The 20,031-nt window shown below is 72.3% G+C and carries 16 protein-coding genes and 2 pseudogenes; 3 read left to right on the top strand and 15 right to left on the bottom strand.

Translation table 11 applies throughout. The features are described 5' to 3' along the window. From ABEA87_RS30210 to xylA, 3 genes and pseudogenes are all read right to left on the bottom strand, one after another. Positions 1–277, bottom strand: a pseudogene (locus tag ABEA87_RS30210) (RNA polymerase sigma factor SigF); the annotation flags it as partial. Between the two features lie 422 nt (positions 278–699). Further along, positions 700–2,094 (bottom strand): annotated as a pseudogene (gene xylB / locus ABEA87_RS30205) (xylulokinase); the annotation flags it as partial. A 123-nt stretch (positions 2,095–2,217) separates the two neighbouring features. Further along, positions 2,218–3,402 (bottom strand): xylose isomerase, encoded by a 1,185-nt coding sequence (gene xylA, locus ABEA87_RS30200; protein ID WP_345635356.1) that lies wholly within the window; start codon positions 3,400–3,402, stop codon positions 2,218–2,220. 66 nt (positions 3,403–3,468) lie between these two features. Between xylA and ABEA87_RS30195 the strand changes: the two genes are divergently transcribed. Continuing rightward, the gene (locus ABEA87_RS30195) at positions 3,469–4,659 is read left to right on the top strand and encodes an ROK family transcriptional regulator (protein WP_345635354.1); all 1,191 of its coding nucleotides are present in this window, start codon (positions 3,469–3,471) and stop codon (positions 4,657–4,659) included. Positions 4,660–4,777: 118 nt separating this feature from the next. Further along, a complete protein-coding gene (locus tag ABEA87_RS30190) occupies positions 4,778–5,650 on the top strand; it encodes an LLM class F420-dependent oxidoreductase (protein ID WP_345635352.1) in 873 nt (290 codons plus the stop codon). Between the two features lie 51 nt (positions 5,651–5,701). Here the strand turns inward: ABEA87_RS30190 and fabG are convergent, their stop codons facing one another. The 4 genes from fabG to ABEA87_RS30170 form a co-directional block, all read right to left on the bottom strand. Then, entirely contained in the window at positions 5,702–6,454 is a 753-nt protein-coding gene (fabG, locus tag ABEA87_RS30185; RefSeq protein WP_345635350.1) for a 3-oxoacyl-ACP reductase FabG, read from the bottom strand. A gap of 18 nt (positions 6,455–6,472) precedes the next feature. After that, complete coding sequence (locus tag ABEA87_RS30180; protein ID WP_345635368.1) at positions 6,473–7,267, bottom strand: SDR family oxidoreductase; 795 nt, start codon at positions 7,265–7,267, stop codon at positions 6,473–6,475. Positions 7,268–7,302: 35 nt separating this feature from the next. Beyond that, positions 7,303–8,211, bottom strand: coding sequence for a Gfo/Idh/MocA family protein (locus ABEA87_RS30175; RefSeq protein ID WP_345635348.1), 909 nt, complete (start codon positions 8,209–8,211; stop codon positions 7,303–7,305). 165 nt (positions 8,212–8,376) lie between these two features. Then, positions 8,377–9,534, bottom strand: coding sequence for an NAD-dependent epimerase/dehydratase family protein (locus tag ABEA87_RS30170; protein ID WP_345635346.1), 1,158 nt, complete (start codon positions 9,532–9,534; stop codon positions 8,377–8,379). Between the two features lie 196 nt (positions 9,535–9,730). On the opposite strand from ABEA87_RS30170, the gene ABEA87_RS30165 reads away from it, so the two are divergent. Then, on the top strand, positions 9,731–10,189 hold the full coding sequence (locus ABEA87_RS30165) for a GtrA family protein (protein ID WP_345635344.1): 459 nt from the start codon (positions 9,731–9,733) through the stop codon (positions 10,187–10,189). Positions 10,190–10,275: 86 nt separating this feature from the next. Here the strand turns inward: ABEA87_RS30165 and ABEA87_RS30160 are convergent, their stop codons facing one another. From ABEA87_RS30160 to ABEA87_RS30125, 8 genes are all read right to left on the bottom strand, one after another. Beyond that, positions 10,276–11,844: a phospholipid carrier-dependent glycosyltransferase gene (locus ABEA87_RS30160; protein ID WP_345635342.1), complete on the bottom strand. Its 1,569-nt coding sequence runs from the start codon at positions 11,842–11,844 to the stop codon at positions 10,276–10,278. Positions 11,845–11,949: 105 nt separating this feature from the next. Then, positions 11,950–12,981, bottom strand: coding sequence for a glycosyltransferase family 2 protein (locus tag ABEA87_RS30155; protein ID WP_345635341.1), 1,032 nt, complete (start codon positions 12,979–12,981; stop codon positions 11,950–11,952). Positions 12,982–13,235: 254 nt separating this feature from the next. Next, positions 13,236–14,027 (bottom strand): IclR family transcriptional regulator, encoded by a 792-nt coding sequence (locus ABEA87_RS30150; protein WP_345635339.1) that lies wholly within the window; start codon positions 14,025–14,027, stop codon positions 13,236–13,238. Next, entirely contained in the window at positions 14,020–15,540 is a 1,521-nt protein-coding gene (locus ABEA87_RS30145; RefSeq protein ID WP_345635337.1) for an aldehyde dehydrogenase (NADP(+)), read from the bottom strand. Before ABEA87_RS30145 ends, ABEA87_RS30150 begins: the two co-directional genes overlap by 8 nt. Before the next feature lie 91 nt (positions 15,541–15,631). Next, positions 15,632–16,807, bottom strand: coding sequence for a glycoside hydrolase family 10 protein (locus ABEA87_RS30140; RefSeq protein WP_345635336.1), 1,176 nt, complete (start codon positions 16,805–16,807; stop codon positions 15,632–15,634). Next, complete coding sequence (locus ABEA87_RS30135; protein ID WP_345635334.1) at positions 16,807–18,075, bottom strand: glucarate dehydratase family protein; 1,269 nt, start codon at positions 18,073–18,075, stop codon at positions 16,807–16,809. Before ABEA87_RS30135 ends, ABEA87_RS30140 begins: the two co-directional genes overlap by 1 nt. After that, on the bottom strand, positions 18,072–19,013 hold the full coding sequence (locus tag ABEA87_RS30130; protein WP_345635333.1) for a 5-dehydro-4-deoxyglucarate dehydratase: 942 nt from the start codon (positions 19,011–19,013) through the stop codon (positions 18,072–18,074). The genes ABEA87_RS30135 and ABEA87_RS30130 overlap by 4 nt, the downstream gene beginning before the upstream one ends. Positions 19,014–19,221: 208 nt before the next feature. Further along, the gene (locus ABEA87_RS30125; RefSeq protein ID WP_345635332.1) at positions 19,222–19,995 is read right to left on the bottom strand and encodes a GNAT family N-acetyltransferase; all 774 of its coding nucleotides are present in this window, start codon (positions 19,993–19,995) and stop codon (positions 19,222–19,224) included. Positions 19,996–20,031: the final 36 nt, after the last annotated feature.

Raw genomic sequence — 20,031 nt, 5'->3', positions numbered from 1 at the left:
TCAGGCCCACCGTCGCGATCTGCACCAGGTCGTCGAGGGGCTCCCCACGACCGTTGAACCGCTGCGCCAGATGCTGGGCCAACGGCAACCACGCCCGGATCGCCCGGTCACGCACCGACGCCCGCTCGGGATCGCCGTCGGGGGTGCGGGCCAGGGTCTTGAGCAGGTCCACCGCGCCCGCGTCCTGGTAGGACCTGGTGGAGTGGTGGCGCTGCTGCGGCAGCCCGCCATCGGGGTTCGTTCGCGCACTGTCTCGGACGGTCGACGTTACGGTCATCGCGGTCATGGTGTTTCCTTCCACACCCATCCGCGTCGATTCCACCCGTACGGGGAGGTCGATTGCCGGGTGGACACGACACAGAGGTCGTATTGCGAAGGGGGGCGCCCACTCCTTGAGCACCGCCACGGACCCATCCGGGGCCACCTGCTCGCCGATCGCGGCCGGGGAAGACCCTCACGACCGTTGATCACCGCAGGCACCTCGACCATACCGCCGAAACCCACGAGACCGAAGGCGGGGGTGTGAGTTTTGAGGCAATTTAGATGTGATGAGCGAATCTCACTTCGCAGGACCGGATGATTTGTGCTGTATAGTCCGGTTTTTCCGCGCGCCGGATTGCGTGCCCACAGCGGCCGGGCGGGCCGTCCCCGCAGGGTGGCGGCCAGCCCGGCCGGATCCGGTACGGGCCGGTCGATGGGCCGGTCGAGGACCAGCCCGGCCGCCTCGGCGTAGCGCTGCCGGACCGCCGGCACCGGGTCGGCCTGGTACCGCTCGGTCGAGCCGATCGTCCAGGTCGGCGGCGCCTCCGAGCCCGAGCGCACCCAGGCGGCCTGCCGCGCCGCGCCGTCGGCCACGTACTCCCCCGGCGGGGGTACCAGCACCGAGACGCCGAAGATCGTCGGGGCGATCGCGCGCACCGCGGCCGACCGCGCTCCCCCGCCGACCAGGATCACCCGCCGGCACTCGACGCCGCCGGCCAGCAGCGCGTCCAACCCGTCGGCCAGCGCGCACAGCATGCCCTCCACGGCCGCGCGGGCCAGGTGGGCCGGGTCCATGGTGCCGTGCCGCAGCCCGTGCAGCGAACCGGCCGCCAGCGGCCGGTTGGGCGTGCGCTCCCCCTCCAGGTACGGCACCAGCACCAGGCCGTCCGCGCCGGGCGGCGCGGACAGCGCGAGGTCGGCGAAGGTGTCGAGGTCCACGCCGAGCAGGGCGGCGGAGGCGTCCAGCACCCGGCTGGCGTTCAGGGTGCAGACCAGCGGCAGGAACCCACCGGTCGCGTCGGCGAAGCCGGCCACGATCCCGGACGCGTCGGCCGAGGGCGCCGCGGCCGCGGTGAACACCGTGCCGGAGGTGCCGATGGAGACCACCACGTCGCCGGGCAGCGCGCCGATGCCCAGCGCCGCCGCGGCGTTGTCCCCGGTACCGGGGCCGAGCACCGCGCCGCCGGCCGTGCGCCCGGCCTCCTGCGCCGGCCCCAGCACCGCCGGTACGGCGGCGTCGCGCCCCAGCGCCGCACGCAGCAGGTCCGGCCGGTACTGCCCGGTCGCCGGGGACCAGTATCCGGTGCCGCTGGCGTCCCCGCGGTCGGTGCGCACCGACGACGGATCGCCGCCCCCGGCCAACCGCCAGGTCAGCCAGTCGTGCGGCAGGCACACGGTGTGCACCCGCCGCGCCGACTCCGGCTCGTGCTGGGCCAGCCAGCGCAGCTTGGTGACGGTGAACGAGGCGAGCGGGACGCTGCCCACCGCCTCCGCCCAGTAGCCGGGGCCACCGAACTCGGCGACCAGGTCCTGGGCGGCGCCGGCGGATCGGGTGTCGTTCCACAGCAGCGCCGGCCGGATCACCTGGCCGGCCTCGTCGAGGCAGACCATGCCGTGCTGCTGCGCCCCCACCGCCACCGCCGCGACGTCGTCCAGCCCGCCGGCCTGCCGCACCGCCTCCGTCAGCGCGTGCCACCACGCGTCCGGGTGCACCTCGGTGCCGTCCGGGTGCGCGGCCCGGCCCTCCCGGACCAGGGTTCCGGTCTGCGCGTCCCGGATGACGACCTTGCACGACTGGGTCGACGAGTCGACCCCCGCGACCAGGGTGCTCATCGCACCGCCTCGAAGCGCTCGCCGCCACGATGAGGCACAACCGCGCCGCAACTCTGGCTCCTGATCCTCACCGGAGGAGCGGCTGCGCCGCGCTCACCTGTCTGCCGCTCGCTCACGGCACGATCACCGGGCGCCGAGCAGGTGCTCGAGGGCCAACTGGTTGAGCCGCACCGCGCCCAGCCCACGCGCCGCCGCGGCGTCCACGTCGAACTCCTCGTACGCCGAGCGGTCGGCGAGCAGGGCGTCGTAGGACTCTCCCGGGGCGAGCGTCGGCGTGGCCAGCTCGCCGACCCGCGCCGCGGCCAGCGCCTCGGTCACCTCCGGGTCGGCCCGGAACGCCGCGGCCCGCTCCTTGAGCAGCAGGTAGGTGCTCATGTTCGCGGCGGCCGACGCCCACACCCCGTCCATGTCCTCGGTCCGGGCCGGCTTGTAGTCGAAGTGCCGGGGGCCGTCGTAGGCCGGCACGCCGCTGGCGCCGCCCTCGAGCAGGTCGACCAGGAAGAACGCGTTGAGCAGGTCGCCGTGCCCGAACACCAGGTCCTGGTCGAACTTGATGCCGCGCTGGCCGTTGAGGTCGATGTGGAACAGCTTGCCGTGCCACAGCGCCTGGGCGATGCCGGCGGCGAAGTTGAGCCCGGCCATCTGCTCGTGCCCGACCTCGGGGTTGACCCCGACCATCTCGTGGTGCTCCAGGCCGGAGATGAACGCCAGCGCGTGCCCGACCGTGGGCAGCAGGATGTCGCCGCGCGGCTCGTTGGGCTTGGGTTCGATGGCGAACCGGATGTCGTAGCCGCGGTCGGTCACGTACTGGGCGAGCAGGTCGATGCCCTCCCGGTACCGGTCCAGCGCGGCCCGCACGTCCTTGGCCGCGTCGGATTCGGAGCCCTCCCGGCCGCCCCAGAACACGTAGGTCTTCGCGCCCAGCGTCGCGGCCAGGTCCAGGTTGCGCATCACCTTGCGCAGCGCGAACCGGCGCACGTCGCGGTCGTTGCTGGTGAACGCGCCGTCCTTGAAGACGGGGTGGGTGAACAGGTTGGTGGTCATGGTGGTCACCACCATGCCCGTCTCGGCCAGCGCCTCCCGGAACCGGGTGATCAGCTTCTCCCGGGTCGCGTCGTCGCTGCCGAACGGAATGAGGTCGTCATCGTGGAAGTTCAGCCCGTGCGCGCCCAGTTCGGCGAGGCGGTGCACGGACTCGACCGGGTCCAGGGGCGGGCGGGTCGCGTCACCGAACGGGTCGCGAGCCTGCCAACCCACGGTCCACAGGCCGAAGGCGAAGCGGTCTTCCTTGGTCGGCTGGGGTGCCATGGTTCCTCCCGACGCTATTTGTTAATCGGTTGAACTTATTGTGGTCGGCCGGCTAGTGTCAAGGCCATGGACGGGCCGGCACGACAGCGCAGCCTGTGGCAGCACAACCTCGCCGTAGTGCTGGACGAGGTCCGCGCCGCCACGCCCACCTCACGCGCCCGGATCAGCCAGCACACCGGGCTGACCCGGGCCACCGTCTCGGCCCTGGTCGACGCTCTGGTGCGGGCCCGGCTGGTGGACGAGGTCGGCCCGGCCCCTCGGGGCGGTGCCGGCCGGCCGGCCACCGGACTGGTGCTGTCCCCGTCCGGCCCGGCCGGGCTGGGGCTGGAAATCAACGTCGACTACCTCGCCGCCGCGGTGGTCGACCTGACCGGGCAGGTACGCCACCTGGAAGTGCGCCAGGTCGACCAGCGCGGCCGGGCCCCCGCCGAGGTGCTCGCCGACGTCGCCGACCTCGCGGCCGGGGCCCGCCGCGTCGCGGGCCTGCCGCTGGCCGGAGCCCGGCTCGCCGTGCCCGGCCTGGTCGACGCGCCGGGCCTGGTCAGGCTCGCGCCCAACCTCGGCTGGCGCGACCTGGACGTGCTGGGCCCGCTGACCGCCGCGCCGGACTGGCCGGACCTGCCCGTGGGCATCGACAACGAGGCGAACCTCGCCGCGCTGGGCGAGCTGGCCACGGCCGGCCGGGAGCGCAGCTTCCTCTACGTCTCCGGCGAGGTCGGCGTGGGCGCCGGCATCGTGCTGGACGGCGCCCTGCTGCGCGGCACCCACGGGTGGAGCGGCGAGATCGGCCACGTCACGGTGGCGGCCGACGGTCCGGTATGCCGCTGCGGTGCCCGGGGCTGCCTGGAGCAGTACGCGGGACAGGAGGCGATCCTGCGCGCCGCCGGGGTACCGGCCGGCGAGGCGCTGCCCGCCGACCTGGCGGTGCGCCGGCTCGCCGAGCTGGCCGGGGCGGACGATCCCGCGGCGATCGGCGCGCTGTCCGCCGCGGGTAGGGCACTGGGCATCGTCGCGGCGGGCGTGCTCAACGTGCTCGACCTGGACGCCGTGGTGCTGGGCGGCAGCTTCGCGCCGCTGGCCGGTTGGTTGACCGGGCACGTCGAGCGGGAGGTGGCCGGGCGGGTGCTCACCGCGGCCTGGTCGCCGGTGTGCGTACGGGCCTGCTCGCTGGGTACCCGCGCGGCGGTGGTGGGCGCGGCCGGGGCGGTGGTGCGCGAGGTGCTGGCCGCCCCGAGCGCCTGGATCGACGGCGGATAGCTCAGCGGGGCCGGCGGGAACCCCGCGCCGGCCGGATCGGGACTGAAAGGACCCGACCGGGACCGAAAGAACTGGAAGAATCGGATCTGTTGTTTCACCGAACCGGAGGGCGCTCGACATGCAGATCGGCCTGCAGATTCCGGATTTCACCACGCCGACGGGCCCGGCGGCGCTGGGCGCCGACCTGGCGACCGTGGCCCGCGTCGCCGACGAGCAGGGCTTCGACTATGTCGCGGTGATGGATCACTTCTTCCAGATCGGCGGGGTGGGCCCCACCGAGCACGAGATGCTGGAGGCCTACACCACGCTGGGTTACCTGGCGGCACACACCACCCGGGCGCAGTTGCTGACCGTGATGACCGGCGTCGTCTACCGGTACCCGGGGATCCTGGCGAAGACGCTGACCACTCTCGACGTGCTGTCCGGCGGCCGGGCCTGGCTGGGCATCGGCGCCGCGTGGAACGAGGAGGAGTCGCGCGGCCTCGGTGTGCCGTTCCCGCCGCTCGCCGAGCGGTTCGAGCGGCTGGAGGAGGCGCTGCAGATCTGCCTGCAGATGTGGCGCGGCGACGACTCCCCGTACCGCGGCCGGCACTATCAGCTGGACCGGCCGCTGAACTCGCCGCAGTCGCTGCGCCGGCCGCACCCGCCGATCATGGTCGGCGGCGGGGGCGAGAGAAAAACGCTGCGGATGGTGGCCCAGTACGCCGACGCCTGCAACCTGTTCGAGACCCCGGACGTGGCGCACAAGCTGGATGTGCTGCGCGGACACTGCGAGCGCCTCGGCCGCCCGTACGAGGAGATCCTCAAGACGGCGTACTACCTGTTCAACGTCGGGCCCAACGGGGAACGGGTGGACGAGACCCTGACCGACCTGCGCCGCCTGGCCGACCTGGGCTTCCAGGCGGCGATCGGGGCGGTCACGGACGTCTGGCAGGTGAAGCCGCTGGAGGTCATCGGGCAGCGGATCATCCCGGAGGTCGCGTCCTGGTAGCGGCTTCGGGGATTCGGGTGCGCCGGGCGGCGTACCCGAATCCCCGCCGGGTCAGGCCCTCGGCCCGCCGGCGACGTAGATGACCTGGCCGGAGACGAACGACGCGTCCTCGCTGGCCAGGAACGACACCGTGTTGGCGACGTCCTCGGGCCGGCCCACCCGGCGCACCGGGATCTCCTCGCTGGCCCGCTTCTGCAGCTCGTCAAAGTCGATCTTCATCCGGGCGGCGGTGGCCGCCGTCATGTCGGTGACGATGAAGCCCGGCGCGACCGCGTTCACGGTCACCCCGAACGGGCCCAGCTCGATCGCCAGCGTCTTGGTGAAGCCCTGCATGCCAGCCTTGGCCGCGGCGTAGTTGGCCTGCCCGCGATTGCCCAGCGCCGAGGTGCTCGACAGGTTGATGATGCGGCCGTACTGAGCCTTGGTCATGTACGCCTGCGCCGCGCGGCTGCACAGGAAGGCGCCGCGCAGGTGCACGCCCAGGACCGTGTCCCAGTCCTCCTCGGTCATCTTGAACAGCAGGTTGTCGCGCAGCACCCCGGCGTTGTTGACCAGGACCGTCGGCGGGCCCAGCTCATCGGCGACCCGGGCGACGGCGTCGGCCACCTGCCCGGCGTCGGCGACGTCAGTACCCACCGCGATCGCCTGTCCCCCGGCGGCGGTGATGGCCTCCACCGTGTCGTGGCAGGCATCCTCCACCAGGTCGAGGACTGCCACGGCGAGCCCGTCGCGGGCCAGCCGGATGGCGGTGGCGGCGCCGATCCCCCGGGCGGCTCCGGTCACGATCGCGACGTGCTTCGACATCGGCGGTTCCCTTCTCAATCAGTCGGTTGCGGTTGACGCGCCGCGCGCCCGTGCGCGCAGCCGCCGCACGCCGGACAGCCAGCGGTCGCGGTCGGCGGCGCGCTGCCGCTCGTACTCGTGGACCGCGGCGTGCGGCAGGATCAGGAAGCGGCCCGCGGCCAGCGCCTCGATCACCGAGTCGCAGACCTGCTCCGGCTCGAGGGCCGCGCCGGCCGCCCGCGTGGTGGACTCGCCCGGCGCCCGCGCCAGCATCGGGGTGTTCACCGCCTGCGGGCACAGGCACGAGAACCCCACGCCCGCCTCGGCGTGCTGGATCGCCAGCCATTCGGCCAGCGCCACGCTGCCGTGCTTGGTCACCGAGTACGCGGCGAGGTCGGCCTCGGCCAGCAGCCCCGCCGCCGAGGCGGTGATCAGGAGGTGGCCGGAGCCGCGGGCGACCATCGCCGGTACCACGTGCCGGGCCACGTAGAGGTGGGCCAGCACGTTGACGCCGAAGGCGCGGGCCCAGTCCTGGTCGGTGCCCAGGCCGGGGCTGCCGGCCACACCGGCGTTGGAGCAGTACAGGTCGATCGGGCCGAGCTGTTCGGCCACCCGGGCGGCCAGCGCGGCCACCTGCTCCTCGTCCGCGACGTCGAGCCCGACCCCGAGCCGGACCGGGCAGTCCAGCCCGCCCGCGACGGCCTCGGCACCGGCCGCGTCCAGGTCGGCCACCACGACGGCCCGGGCGCCCTCGGCGGCGAACCGCCTGGCCAGTGCCGCGCCGATCCCGCTCGCTCCGCCGGTCACCACGACCACCGCACCGGACAGCGTGATCGGCATCGAGGGGCCCCCTGTCTTTGGCGTACTTGTCAGTAACGTACCCCCTGCGGCGCCCCGCCGCCGTCCGCGGATGCCTGCACCGCGGCGAGCACCGCCACCGTGTCCCGGCCGGCCCGCACGTCCAGCGGATCGGTGCGCACCCCGGCGGCCACGTTGCCGACCAGCCGCGACGCCGCCGCCCGGAACGCGTCCACCGACTCGCCCTCGGGCTCCGGCATGCGGGCCACGCCCGCCTCACCGAACAGCACCGTCTCGTAGATGGACACCGCTGGCGGGGCGTTCACGCTCACCGTCAGCGTGCTGACCGCGTCCGCGTGGCGCAGGATCGCGTGCACGGTGTCGTGCGGCGCGTGCGCGGCGGTCACCTCGACCACCGGCCCGAGCACGGGCAGCAGCACGGACAGCGGGTGCGGTGCGAAGTCCCACAGCCCGCCCCACCGGCGCCGCCAGGACGAGCCGGCGTACGGGCTGTCCGCACCGAAGATCGAGTTGAGGAAGGTGACCTGGGCGCCGGACCAGCCGCCGGTGGCCACCGCCCCGTCGACGAAGGCCTGGACGTTGGGCCGGTACCGGTTGGTGACGAACACCAGCGACGCGACGCCGGCACCGGTGACCGCCTGGACCAGCCGGTCGGCCTGGTCGAGATCCAGGGCCACCGGCTTGTCGAGCAGCAGGTGCCGGCCGGCCTCGGCGGCCCGGATGGCCAGCGGGGCCTGCACGTCGGGCGGCAGGGCCATGGCGACCGCGTCGACGGCGCCGATCAGCTCGTCGACGTCGGCGAACGACCGCACCCGGTACCGGCTGGCCAGGGCTTCGGCCTTGACGGGGTCGCGCCCCCACACGCCGACGAACTCGATCTCGGGGTGGCCGTCCAGGCCGGCCGCCTGCGTCTCGGCGGCCCAGTGCCCGGTCCCCAACAGGCCAAAGCGAAGCGTCACGGGCCGATCATAGGTAACCGCCGGAGCCCGGCCCCCGGCCGGTGCGCCGACCAGTCCAGTTGCCGCGGCGCCGGAGGCGCCGAGCCGGACCGGTCACGGGGTGTGGACATGCGAACACCCGGCCGGGCTTCGCCCGACCGGGTGTTGTCCGCCCGAATTACCTGGTCACTTGCCTTCAGCGGCGGCCCGCCACCGGACGCCCGGACGCAGCGCGTCGAGGTCGGCCCGGTGCTTGTACTGGTCCGCGATGCCGTACAGCGAGGTGAGCAGGGTGTCCGACAGCAGGTGGGGCTTGAGGCCCAACTCGACCAGCCGGGTGTGAGTCACCTTGTAGTAGTGGGACTCCGCCTCGACCCGCGGGTTGTCCAGGTGCTCCACGTCGACCGCGTTCGGGTGCAGGTCGGCCACCAGCTTGGCGATGTCCAGCACCGACATGGCCTCGGTCATCTGGTTGAACACCCGGAACTCGCCGCGCTCGGCCGGGTTCTCCGCGGCCAGCCGGATGCACTCCACGGTGTCCCGGATGTCGATCAGGCCCCGGGTCTGGCCGCCCTCGCCGTACACGGTCAGCGGCTGGCCCAGCGCGGCCAGGATCACGAACCGGTTCAGCACGGTGCCGAAGACCGCGTCGTAGTCGAACCGGGTGGCCAGGCGCTCGTCCCGGATCGTCTCGTCGGTCTGCTGGCCGTACACGATGCCCTGGTTGAGGTCGGTGGCGCGCAGACCCCAGATCCGGCAGGCGAACTCGATGTTGTGGCTGTCGTGCACCTTGGACAGGTGGTAGAACGAGCCCGGCCGCTTCGGGTACAGCATCCGGTCGGTGCGACCGTTGTGCGTGATGTTCAGCCAGCCCTCTTCGATGTCGATGTTGGGGTAGCCGTACTCCCCCATCGTGCCGAGCTTGACCAGGTGGATGTCCGGGTTGGTCTCGGCGATCGCGTAGAGCAGGTTCAGGTTGCCGACCACGTTGTTCGTCTGCGTGTAGACGGCATGCGCACGGTCGATCATCGAGTACGGCGCGGCCCGCTGCTCGGCGAAGTGCACCACGGCGTCCGGCCGGAACTCGCGGATCATCCGGTACGTGAACTCGGAGTCGGTGAGGTCGCCGACATAGGTCTCGATCTGCTTGCCGGACACCTCGCGCCAGGCCTTGACCCGAACCGAAAGCGGCTCGATCGGTACCAGGCTCTGCACCCCGAGCTCATGATCGTATTGGCGCCGCACGAAATTGTCCGCGACTCCGACGTCATGTCCGCACTCGGATAGATGTACCGCAGTAGGCCAGCCTAGGTAGCCGTCTCCACCGAGGACGAGTATCCGCATCCCACACTCCTTTCGCCGACCACACCCCAAGGAATCCCCGGTTCAGACGGCAATCGATTTCTACCCATGATCGTACGTTTACAACCTCAATGGTTCATTGGAGTCAGATCGATGATCGCAGGGAGGCCACCCCGGACGCGACCGGGGGTCGGGCTACCTGACTAGGCTGGACCGGCCTCGTCGAAAGGAAGCACACGTGCGGCCAATAACGATCACTCCCCGAGTACGCCGCTTCGTCCGGTTTGCCCTGGGTTCGGCATTGGCTAGCGTAGTCAGCGCGGTCGACTTCTGGGTGATGTTTCACACCCTGCACGCACCGCCGGAGGTCGCCAGTCTGACCGCCTTCGCGTCCGGTGCCCTGGTCAACTTCGTGTCCAACCGGTACTGGGCGTGGGGCCGGCACAGCCGGATGGGGCTGCGCCGCGACCTGGGCTCGTACGCGGTGCTCGCGATCGCCACGGCCCTGGCCGCCGCGGGAGTGACCCGGGTTACCAAGTCCTACGCCCCGCATGTCACCGCCTTCGCCGATCATCTCGCCATCGTGGTGGAGGCCAGTTACTTCGCCACCTACGCGGCCATGTTCCTGGTCAAGTTCGCGGTACTCGACCGGGTCATCTTCCGCCCCGCGCAGGTGGAGGAGTCCACCGGGGTGTAGCCGCCCGGCGGCCACCACTTTCCCCGGCCGGCCCGACCCGATCCGGCTCTCCGGATCCGGCCCGCGGACCGGCCGCCGAAAGCCCGTTACTCCCGGTCCACGGCAGGGGTCGCCGCTCCGTCCGCCGGAGCCTGCTCGTCCGGCCCTGACGAACCCGGGCCAGACGAACCCGGGCCAGACGAATCCCGGCTCGACGAACCCGGGTTGGACGAAACCGCCGACGTCCCCCGGCCGAACGCCGCGGTCAGCCCCAGCACCCCGGCCACCGGGATCAGCACGTAGCCGGGCAGCTGGTAGCGCCAGGAGAACAGCACGACGTCCCCGAACAGCAGCACCGCGGCACCGCTGAGCAGGAACAGCAGCGCCGGCAACCGCGCCGGACCCGACCGGCGCCACCGCACCAGCGGCGCCAGCGCGAGCAGGATCGCCAGCGCCACCACCGGTCCGGGCGTGGAGCCACCGTGCAACTGGTAGGCGCGCAGGAACTTGGTCAGCGGGGTCACCGTCACCGGGTTGCCGTCGCCGTACTTGTGGTCGAGCATGCTGATCTCGCTGTTGCTCACCAGGGGCAGGAACAGCGGCATGCCCACCTGGAACTGCCAGCGGTCCACCGGTGGATCGGCGGGGTCCTGATGCAGCCTGTTCCACTGGAACACCTTAACCGCGTCGGCGCCGACCGCCTTCGCGAAGTCCAGCGGCTGGTGCTTGATGATCCGCTTCGAGAAGTCATCGGCCAGCCGGTTGGCCTCCGCGTTGGTGCCCACCTGCTTCTCCATGACGAAGAACAGTGAACGCGGGTCGTGCGCCCAGTAGTCGGCGCCCGGGCGCTCGTCCGGCGGCATGGTCGGGCACAGGATCCGCTCATCGGCGGGCAGGGACAATCCGGTGCAGTCGGCGAAGGTGGCCACCCGGCCGTAGAGCGTGTCGCCACCGATGCGGCTGAGCCCGAACTTTCCCGTGCTGTGGTGGTAGAGGGTCGCGTACCCGGCCACGGGAAGGGCGAAGCAGACCACCACGATGCCGGCCAGCAGGACGTAGAGCACCGCCGGAATGAACAGGGGCTCGCCGGCCTGCCGTACCGGTACCGAGATGCCCAGCAGCAGCCCGGCGATCAGGGCGTGCCGCCAGTCCGGCCGGCGCGGCCAGACCAGCACCGTCAGGGCCGCCATCAAGAGCGCCTCGAACAACGGATCGGACATGATCATGTGTTCGATCTGCAGCTGGTACGCGTCGAGCAGCACCGGCGCCACGGCCAGCGCGGCGACCCAGCGCCAGGCGCCCTTGTGCAGCAGCAGGACATAGCCGGTGATCGCGATGCCCAGCCCGAGCAGATGTTGGAACGCGGCGACGGTGGCCAGATTGCCCACCGCCAGCAGCGGCTTGAGCAGCAGGATGTCGTAGCCGATCGGATCCTGCCCGGTCACGCTGAGCTTGGGCAGCGGCAGCAGGTACGAGGCGACGGAGTCGATGTACAGGATGGCCGGTTGGTACGCGATCATCGTCACCACGCGCAGGGCGAGGCCGAGCACCAGCAGCGCCGAGAGTACCCAGTGCCGGCGGACCAGCCCGGCGACGCGGGACAACCCCGCCTTCAGTCGCCCCGGATCACGGACCCCGCTGGACAGCCGGGAATCGGACTCGATGGCGAGCTGCACTCGAACCTCCTCATCGCTGTGACCTGGCCACATCGCTTCACTGGATCATGCTGCGGGCGCATATTACCCCGGTGGAATCCGAGCCCCGCCGCTCGGCGAATTCGATCAGTCGCGCAGCGCTCCGGCGCGCTCCCTCGTGGCCCCGTTCTCGTGGTGGTTCAGGTTCTGCACGGTCAGCCTCGCCGTCTCGCTGGTCCGGCCGCGCTTCACCTCGGTCAGGACGTCCTCCAGGAGCGCCCGGTTGACGCTGATCATGTCGGCCACGACGCCGAGGGTGAGCGAGAAGAACGAGGCCGTGAGGATGGTGCCGCCGATGATGAGCGACTGGAGATGGTGGGAGCCGGTGGCGGGCAGCGAGGTGAAGAGGATGACGTAGAGGTAGTGGACGAACGGGATCAGCCCCACCACCAGGAGGAACAGGCCGAGCGTCAGGAACAGCGCGTACGGCTTGTAGGTCACGAGGCCGCGCAGAATGGTGGCCCCGGACTTGCGTACGTGCGTCATGTTCGACTTGATCAAGCGGGATTCGCGGGTCTTGGGGTTGGTCTTGATCGTGATGAAGGCGAAGGCCATGCGCTTGTGGCCGGACTGGATGATCGTTTCCATGCCGAAGCTGTAGCGCGAGACCAGGTTGAGCTTGAGCGCCGCTTCCCGGGAGAAGGCCCGGAAGCCGCTGGTGGCGTCGGGTACGGCGGTGCCGGCCACCAGGTTGAGAAACTTGGTCCCGTTGCGCTGGTAGAACTTCTTCAGCGGGGAGAAGTGCTCGATCGTCTGGGTCTCCCGGTCCGCGATCACCACGTCGGCCTTGCCGTCCAGGATCGGTTGGATCAGATCCGGGATCCGTTCCTGCGGGTACTGGTTGTCGCCGTCCGTCAGGACGATGATGTCGGCGCCGATCTCCAGGGCGCCCTTCAGCCCGTCCCGGAACGTGTATGCCAGGCCCTGATTCCGCCGGTGATGCACGAAATGCCTGACCCCCAGCTCCTGGGCCACCTCCACGGTGCGATCGGTCGAGCCATCGTTGATGATGAGCACCTCTATGCTGTCCACCCCCGGGATCGACTTCGGCATGGTCTCGAAGACCAGGGGCAGCGTGGCCTCTTCGTTGAGGCAAGGAATCATGACAACGAGCTTCATAACGGACCTCTCGGATGACGCCGGCACTGGTGGCCAGCGTAGGTGACGGGCCGCCGGCCCCGGCTGCCGACCAGGGGTGCCGCCCGCCGCGCCACGGCCAGGGCCCCGACCAGGCCGTCAGCCCGGCCTGCCCCGGCCTGGGGATCTCGGCCGGGCACGGGCCGGGTCACCGTATGCGGAACAGCTCAAAGCCGCCTCGATGCCAGCCGAGAGACCTACACGTTCCGTACCGGAGGCTCGGCGTGCCCACCGCCCTACCGCAGGATGAGCTCCAGGCGGTCGCGGGCGGCCAGCAGCGCGCCGGCGATCTGCTCCTGCCGGCCCTCGGTCAGCCGGGCCACCGGCACCGAGCAGCTGATCGCGTCCCGCGCCGGCCGCTGGTAGCGCAGCGCGACGCCGAAACAGCGCAGACCCGCCACGTTCTCCTCGTGATCGATCGCGTACCCGCGCTGGCGGATGGCCGAAAGGTCCGCCGCCAGCGCGTCGTGGTCGGCCAGCGTGTGCGGGGTCAGTGCCGCGAGCCGCGCGGGCAGCAGCGCCCGCACCTCGGCGTCGGCGCGCTCGGCCAGCAGCGCCTTGCCCAGCGACGTGGTGTGTGCGGGCAGCCGGCGCCCGACCCGGGAGATCGGGCGCAGGTAGTGCTGCGACTCGCGGGTGGCCAGGTAGACCACGTCGGTGCCGTCGAGCCGGGCGAGATGAACGGTCTCCGTCGTGGCCTCGGCCAGCCACTCGAGGGTGTCCCGGGCGGCGGCCAGCACGTGGTCGCCGTCCAGGTAGGAGGTGCCGACCAGCAGGGCGCGCAGGCCTATGCCGTACAGGGTGCCGGTCGGGTCGGTCTCCACCCAGCCGAGGTCGGTCAGCGTGCGCAGCAGCATGTACAGGCTGCTCTTCGGGTAACCGAGGCTCTGCTGGAGCTCGGCCAGGCTGTGCATGCCCCGGTTGCCGGCGAAGAACTCCAGCAGCTCGACGGTGCGCAGCGCGGACTTCACCGGCCCGGTGCCGGGCGCCCCTTCCGGGGCACCCGGCACCACGGCCAGTTCAGGCATGGAGTTCGTACCGTCCATCGACCCGGCGCGGCAGCCCCAACGGGTTGTCCTCGCGCAGTTCGGCCGGCAGCAGCCCGGCGGGCGCGTCCTGGAACGCCACCGGCCGCAGGAACCGCCGGATCGCGGTGGTGCCGACCGAGGTGTGGTGCGGGAACGTGGTCGCCGGCCAGGGGCCGCCGTGCTGCTGCGCCCAGGTGACCGCCACCCCGGTCGGGTACCCGTTGAACAGGATCCGCCCGGCCAGTCCGGTGACCCGGTCGGCCACCCGCGCGGCGAAGCTGTCCGCCGCGCCCTCCGAATCTCCACAGTGGACACTCGCGGTGAGGCTGCCCGGCACCCGGTCCAGGGCCGCGAACAGTTCGCTCTCGTCGCCGTACTCCACGACCACGACCAGCGGGCCGAAGCACTCCTCCAGCAGCACGTCGTCGAGCGCGGTCGCGGACGCCACCAGCACGTGCGGGGAGATCTGCCCGGCCGCCGACAGCACCGCGCGCACCCCGGGCAGCTCGGCGCGCTGCTTCGCGCCGGACAGGAAGCTGTCCCGGATGCTCGGCGTGAGCATCGGGCCCCCGGCGATCGTGCCGGCCGCCTCGCCCAGCGCGGCCACCAGCCGCTGCCCATCGGCGTTCGCGGGCACGAACACCAGGCCGGGCTTGGTGCAGAACTGCCCGACGCCCAGCGTGAACGAGCCGGCCAGCCCGGCCGCGATGGACTCGGCCCGCTGCGCGGCGGCCTCCGGCGTCACCACGAACGGGTTGATGCTGCCCAGCTCGCCGTAGAACGGGATCGGCTGGGGGCGGGCCACCGCCAGGTCGAACAGGGCCCGGCCGCCGCCGACCGAACCGGTGAAGCCGACCGCCTGGATCGCCGGGTGCACCACCAGGCGGGTACCGGCCTGCCGGCCGTGCACCACCTGCACCACGTCCTCCGGCATGGCCACCGACGCCGCCGCCCTGCGCAGCGCCGCCGCGGCCAGCTGGGAGGTGTACGGGTGGCCGGAGTGCGCCTTCACCACGACCGGGCAGCCGGCCGCGATCGCGCTGGCCGTGTCGCCACCCGGGACGCTGAAGGCCAGCGGGAAGTTGCTCGCCGAGAACACGCCCACCGGGCCGACCGGCACCAGCATCCGGCGCAGGTCCGGCCGCGGCGCCGGGATCGCCTTCGGGTCGGCGTGGTCGATGGTCAGCTCGAGGTGCCCGCCGTCGTCCAGCACCTCGGCGAACAGCCGCAGCTGGTACGCGGAGCGGGCCAGCTCACCCGACAGCCGCCCCTGGCCCAGCGCGCTCTCCCGGTCGGCTGCCGCGATGATCGCCTCGCCGTCCTTCTCGATCTCATCGGCCATCGCCCGCAGCAGCCGCGCCCGCCCGGCAAGGCCCGCCGCCACCAGCAGCGGCGCCACCTCCGCCGACCGCGTCGCCGCTGCGTCCACCTCGGCATCGGTGGTGGTGCTGGCCACCGCCTCCACCTTCTCCCCGGTACGCGCGTCGATGCTCCACACGTCGAACTCGCTCACGACCCTGTCCTTCCGAACTCGGCGGCGCGCTCGGCGCCCGCGGCGCCCGACCAGCTCACGCCGCTCATCTCGCTCGATCCGGTCACGCCTATCATTCTCTCTCGTTGATGACGGCGGTCAGCGCGCGGATGGCGGCCAGGTCGGCCGCCCCGGCCAACCCCGCGTGGTACAGCCGCACCCCGCTCGCGCCCGCTGCCCGTGCGGCCTCGGCCTGCGCGGGCAGCTCGTCCGGCCGACCGCCCATCCCCGCCACGGCCTGCAGGCTCGCGTACACCGGGCCGCCGGCAAGGCTCGGCGGCACCGCCGCGGGGCCGGCGTGACAGTTGACCACGAGCCCGTCGGCCAGGCCCGCGGACCGGGCCGGGTCCACGCCGGTGAACGCGATGGTGCTGTGCTGCCGCGGGCTGGCGTGCAGCAGCACCGCCAGCTCGGGGCGGCGCTGCCGGATCCGCCCGGTCATCGCGGCGCGCAGCCGATCGGCGACCGCCAGCCGCACCTCCGCCACGGCCGCCGCCAGGTCGGCACCGAGCAGCTCGGCGATGTGCGCGGTCTCGTCGGCGGGGCTCGCCGCCACCAGGCCGGCGAACCCCGCGTCCAGCGCGGCGCGGACCCGCTCGCGCAGCGCCTCCGGGTCGATGCCGCCGGCCCGGTAGGCGTCGTGGCAGGCGTCGCAGAAACACAGCGACATCAGGTACTGAGTCGCGCCGGACAGGGCGACCCCGCCGGTCTTGTCATGCGCGCTGAGGTGGTCGAAGCCGTACCATCCGCACGCTTCCAGCTCTACCCCGTCGATGCCGGGCAGCGCCGCCACGTCCTCGGCCAGGCCCAGCGCGTACTCGACCACGGCGTCCCGGGCCGGGCACAGCGCCCAGGGATACCGGTCGCCGTACGCGTTGACCACGCTCTCGCCGGACTCGGCCGAGCCGGCGGGCGGGTCGACGTGGCCGCACACCACCCAGGCGTGCACCGGCACCCCGGCCGCACGCAGCGCGACGACCGCCGCACCGAACGGGTCGGCCCCGTCCATCCAGTCCGCCGGGGCGGGGCTCAGCCGCGCGCCGCGCCACCGGGCCGGCTCGACCGGGTAGTACGCCGCGGTGCGCGGCGCCACCACCACGCGGTGGCGCGGATGGCGCGGGGTCAGCGCCCGGGTGGCGTGGTAAACGGCGGCGAGCACGACGTGGTCCACTCCCAGCCCGGCCGCCAGGTCGGCGGCGGCCGGGTCGCCGACCACGTCCCACGGGTAGAGGTATGCCGCGGTCTGCATCAGAATCGGGGCCTCGCTCCAGTCCAGTCCGGGTACCTCACGCGCATCGCGGCGACATCGTCGCGGCGCCGGATACCACAGCCTAGATACTGCTCGTGCAGCCGAGCCAGAGCGTCCTGATCAATGGTCACCCCCAGCCCCGGCCCGTCCGGTACCCGCACCGCGCCGCCGGAGATCTCGATCGCGCCCGGCTCGATGACCTCCTCCACCTGCCAGACCGAGTGGGTGTCGCAGGCGTAGGTCAGGTTGGGTGTGGCGGCCGCCAGCTGGGTCATCGCCGCCAGGCTCACCCCGAGATGCGTGTTGGAGTGCATGGACAATCCGAGCCCGAAGGTCTCGCAGATGCCGGCGAGCTTCTGGGACGCGCGCAGCCCGCCCCAGAAGTGGTGGTCGGACAGCACGATGCTCACCGCGCCGGCCGCCACCGCGGGCGGTACGTCGTCGAACGTGGTCACGCACATGTTGGTGGCCAGCGGCAGCCCGGTGTGCGCGGCCACCTCGGCCATGCCCTCGATCCCCCCGGTCGGGTCCTCCAGGTACTCCAGCACCCCGGCCAGTTCGGTGGCCACCCGGTGGCTGGTCGCCACGCTCCAGTTGGCGTTCGGGTCCAGCCGCAGCGGATGCTCCGGGAACGCCTCGCGCAGCGCCCGGATGGCGGCGATCTCCTCGTCCGGCGGGAACACCCCGCCCTTGAGCTTGAGCGAGCCGAAGCCGTACCGGTCGACCAGCCGCCGGGCCTGCGCCACGATGCCGGCCGGGTCCAGCGCCTCGCCGAAGGAGTCCGGCTCCTGCCCCGGGTGTCCGGCCCACTTGTAGAACAGGTAGGCGGAGAAAGGCACCCGCTCGCGTACCGCGCCGCCGAGCAGGTCGCACACCCGCAGCCCGGTCGCCTTGCCCTGCAGGTCGTACAGGGCCACCTCGAAGGCCGACACGGTGGACGCGATGGCCTTCGCCACGCTGGGCGCGCCGGCCAGCTCGGTGGGGCTGTCCGGGGCCACCTCGCCGAGCCCGACCGCCACCCGGCGAGACAGCCCGTTGAGGTCCCAGATGGACAGTCCGGGCAGTTCGGCGGCGGCGCGGCGCAGCCGGTCCAAGGTCGGATCGTCGCCGTACGCCTCGGAGACGCCGACCAGCCCGGCGTCGGTGCGCACCTGGAGGATGGCGCGCAGCGCGTACGGTTCGTGCACGCCAACCGAGTTGAGCAGCGGCGGGTCCTGCACCGCGACCGGGGTGATGGACACGTCGGTAATCGTGATCGCGGTGGTCATCGGATGAGCTCCCGTCCCCGTTCGATGAGTTCGGCCAACCGTCGCACGTGCTCCGGCTCCGGCTCCGACAGCGGCGCCCGTACCGGCCCGACGTCCACGCCGTCCAGCCGCACCCCGGCCTTGACCAGCGACACCGCGTACCCCTGCCCGAGACGGCGCAGCTCGACGTAGGGCCGCCAGAACCCGTCCAGCAGGCGGTCGACGGTCACCTCGTCGCCGGACCGGTACGCGCGGTAGAAGGCCATGGCCAGGTCCGGCGCGAAGCAGTACACCGCCGAGGAGTAGCCCGGCACGCCCACGGCACGGTACGCCTGGCTGGTCATCTCGGCGGTGGGCATGCCGTTGAAGTACAGCAGGGCACCCTCGCCGTGGCGCTCCCGCACCGCGCCCACGATGCGGCGCATCAGGTCCAGGTCGCCGCGCCCGTCCTTGAACCCCACGATCCTCGGATGCGCGGCCAGCTCGGCGACCGTGTCCGGGGTGAAGACCGCGTTGTCGCGCTGGTACACGATCAGCTCGAGGTCCACCGCGTCGGCCAGCCGCCGGTAGTGCTCACGCAGCCCAGCCTGGCTGCCCTCGACCAGGTACGGCGGCATCACCAGCAGCCCGTCCGCGCCGGCCGCCGCGGCCGCCGTCGCGAACTGGGTGGCCAGCGCCGTCCCGTACCCGATCCCGGCCACCACCGGCACCCGGCCGGCCGCCTCCGCCACGGCGGCGCGCACGCACCGCTCGTACTCCTCCAGGCCGAGCGAGAAGAACTCCCCGGTGCCGCAGCAGGCGAACACCGCGGCCGGCCGGGTCACGGCCAGCCGGCCGCTCAGGTGCCGCCGGTAGGCGTCCAGGTCGACCCCGCCCGCCCCGTCGAACGCGGTGACCGGGAAGAACAGGAGCCCGTCCAGCCGTCCGGCGAGCCGGGAGGTCGAGTCGTTGACCGTCATGAACCGCCCCGCCGATCGATTCTCACCATCGATCCTCCGTTCAGATATGTGAACGTGAGACAAGTAAGTGAATGCTGTGATGCGGAAGGTACGTGCCCGCCCGCGGATGGTCAAGGGCGCGCGTCACGCACCGCGGGGACGGCGGGCCGCCGCCCGCCGTCCCCGCAGCCCTACAGCCCTACAGCCCTACAGCCCTACAGTCTTCGCCTCAGTGCAGCGACATCCAGACCTTCTCGGCCGCGTCGACGAACCCGATACTCCGGTAGATCCGCTGCTCGTGCGACTCCGCCTCCAGCCAGACCAGCCGCACGCCGCGCTCGTGGCCGGCCTGGGCCAGGAACACCGTCAGTGCGCCGGCGACGCCCTGCCGGCGGTACGGCTCCCGGACCCCCACCGCGGCCAATTCGTCGACCCCGTCGATCGGGCCGTTGAGCAGGCCCGAGCCGACGGCGGCGCCGGTCGCGAGGTCCCGGGCGAGCGCCACCAGGCCGCCGCGCCGCACCGTCGCCCGCAGCCGGGACAGGTCCGCCTCGCCGGGCGGTGCGGGCTCGCCGTACGCCTCGTGCTGCACCTCGGCGGCGGCGAACAACGAGTCGTCGGCGGTGGCCAGGCTCAGCCCGATGCCCTCGGGCGCCGGGCGATCGGGCAGCGAACCGGGCCGGCTCACCAGGACCGGCACCCGGCCCTCGACGGTGAACCCGGCCGCGCTCAGCGCCGGCTCGACCCCGACAGCGGCCCCCGGCACGTACTCCAGCCGGGGAGTCCGTCCACGGTGGACGAACGCCGCGACGAGTGCGGCCACCTCCTCCGGCGCCGGCCGGGCGCCGTCGTCGGGTACCGCGTAGTTGCGGAACGGGTTGGTGCTGTGCGCGTCGAAGCCGGCCACGAACGGGCCGATCCGCTCGTGCGAGCCGGTGGTGATCGAGGCGCGGATGTAGCGGGAGACCAGGCCGGGTTCGGGCCCGGCGACAGAGTTGTCCATTGTAGACAGACACCTTCGTTCGATCAGAGTGAACGG

It is taken from the genome of Rugosimonospora acidiphila, assembly GCF_039543385.1.
Classification (GTDB): Bacteria; Actinomycetota; Actinomycetes; order Mycobacteriales; family Micromonosporaceae; genus Rugosimonospora; species Rugosimonospora acidiphila.
Note: the sequence above shows the minus strand (reverse complement) of the source record. Positions and strands in the feature narration are given on the sequence as shown.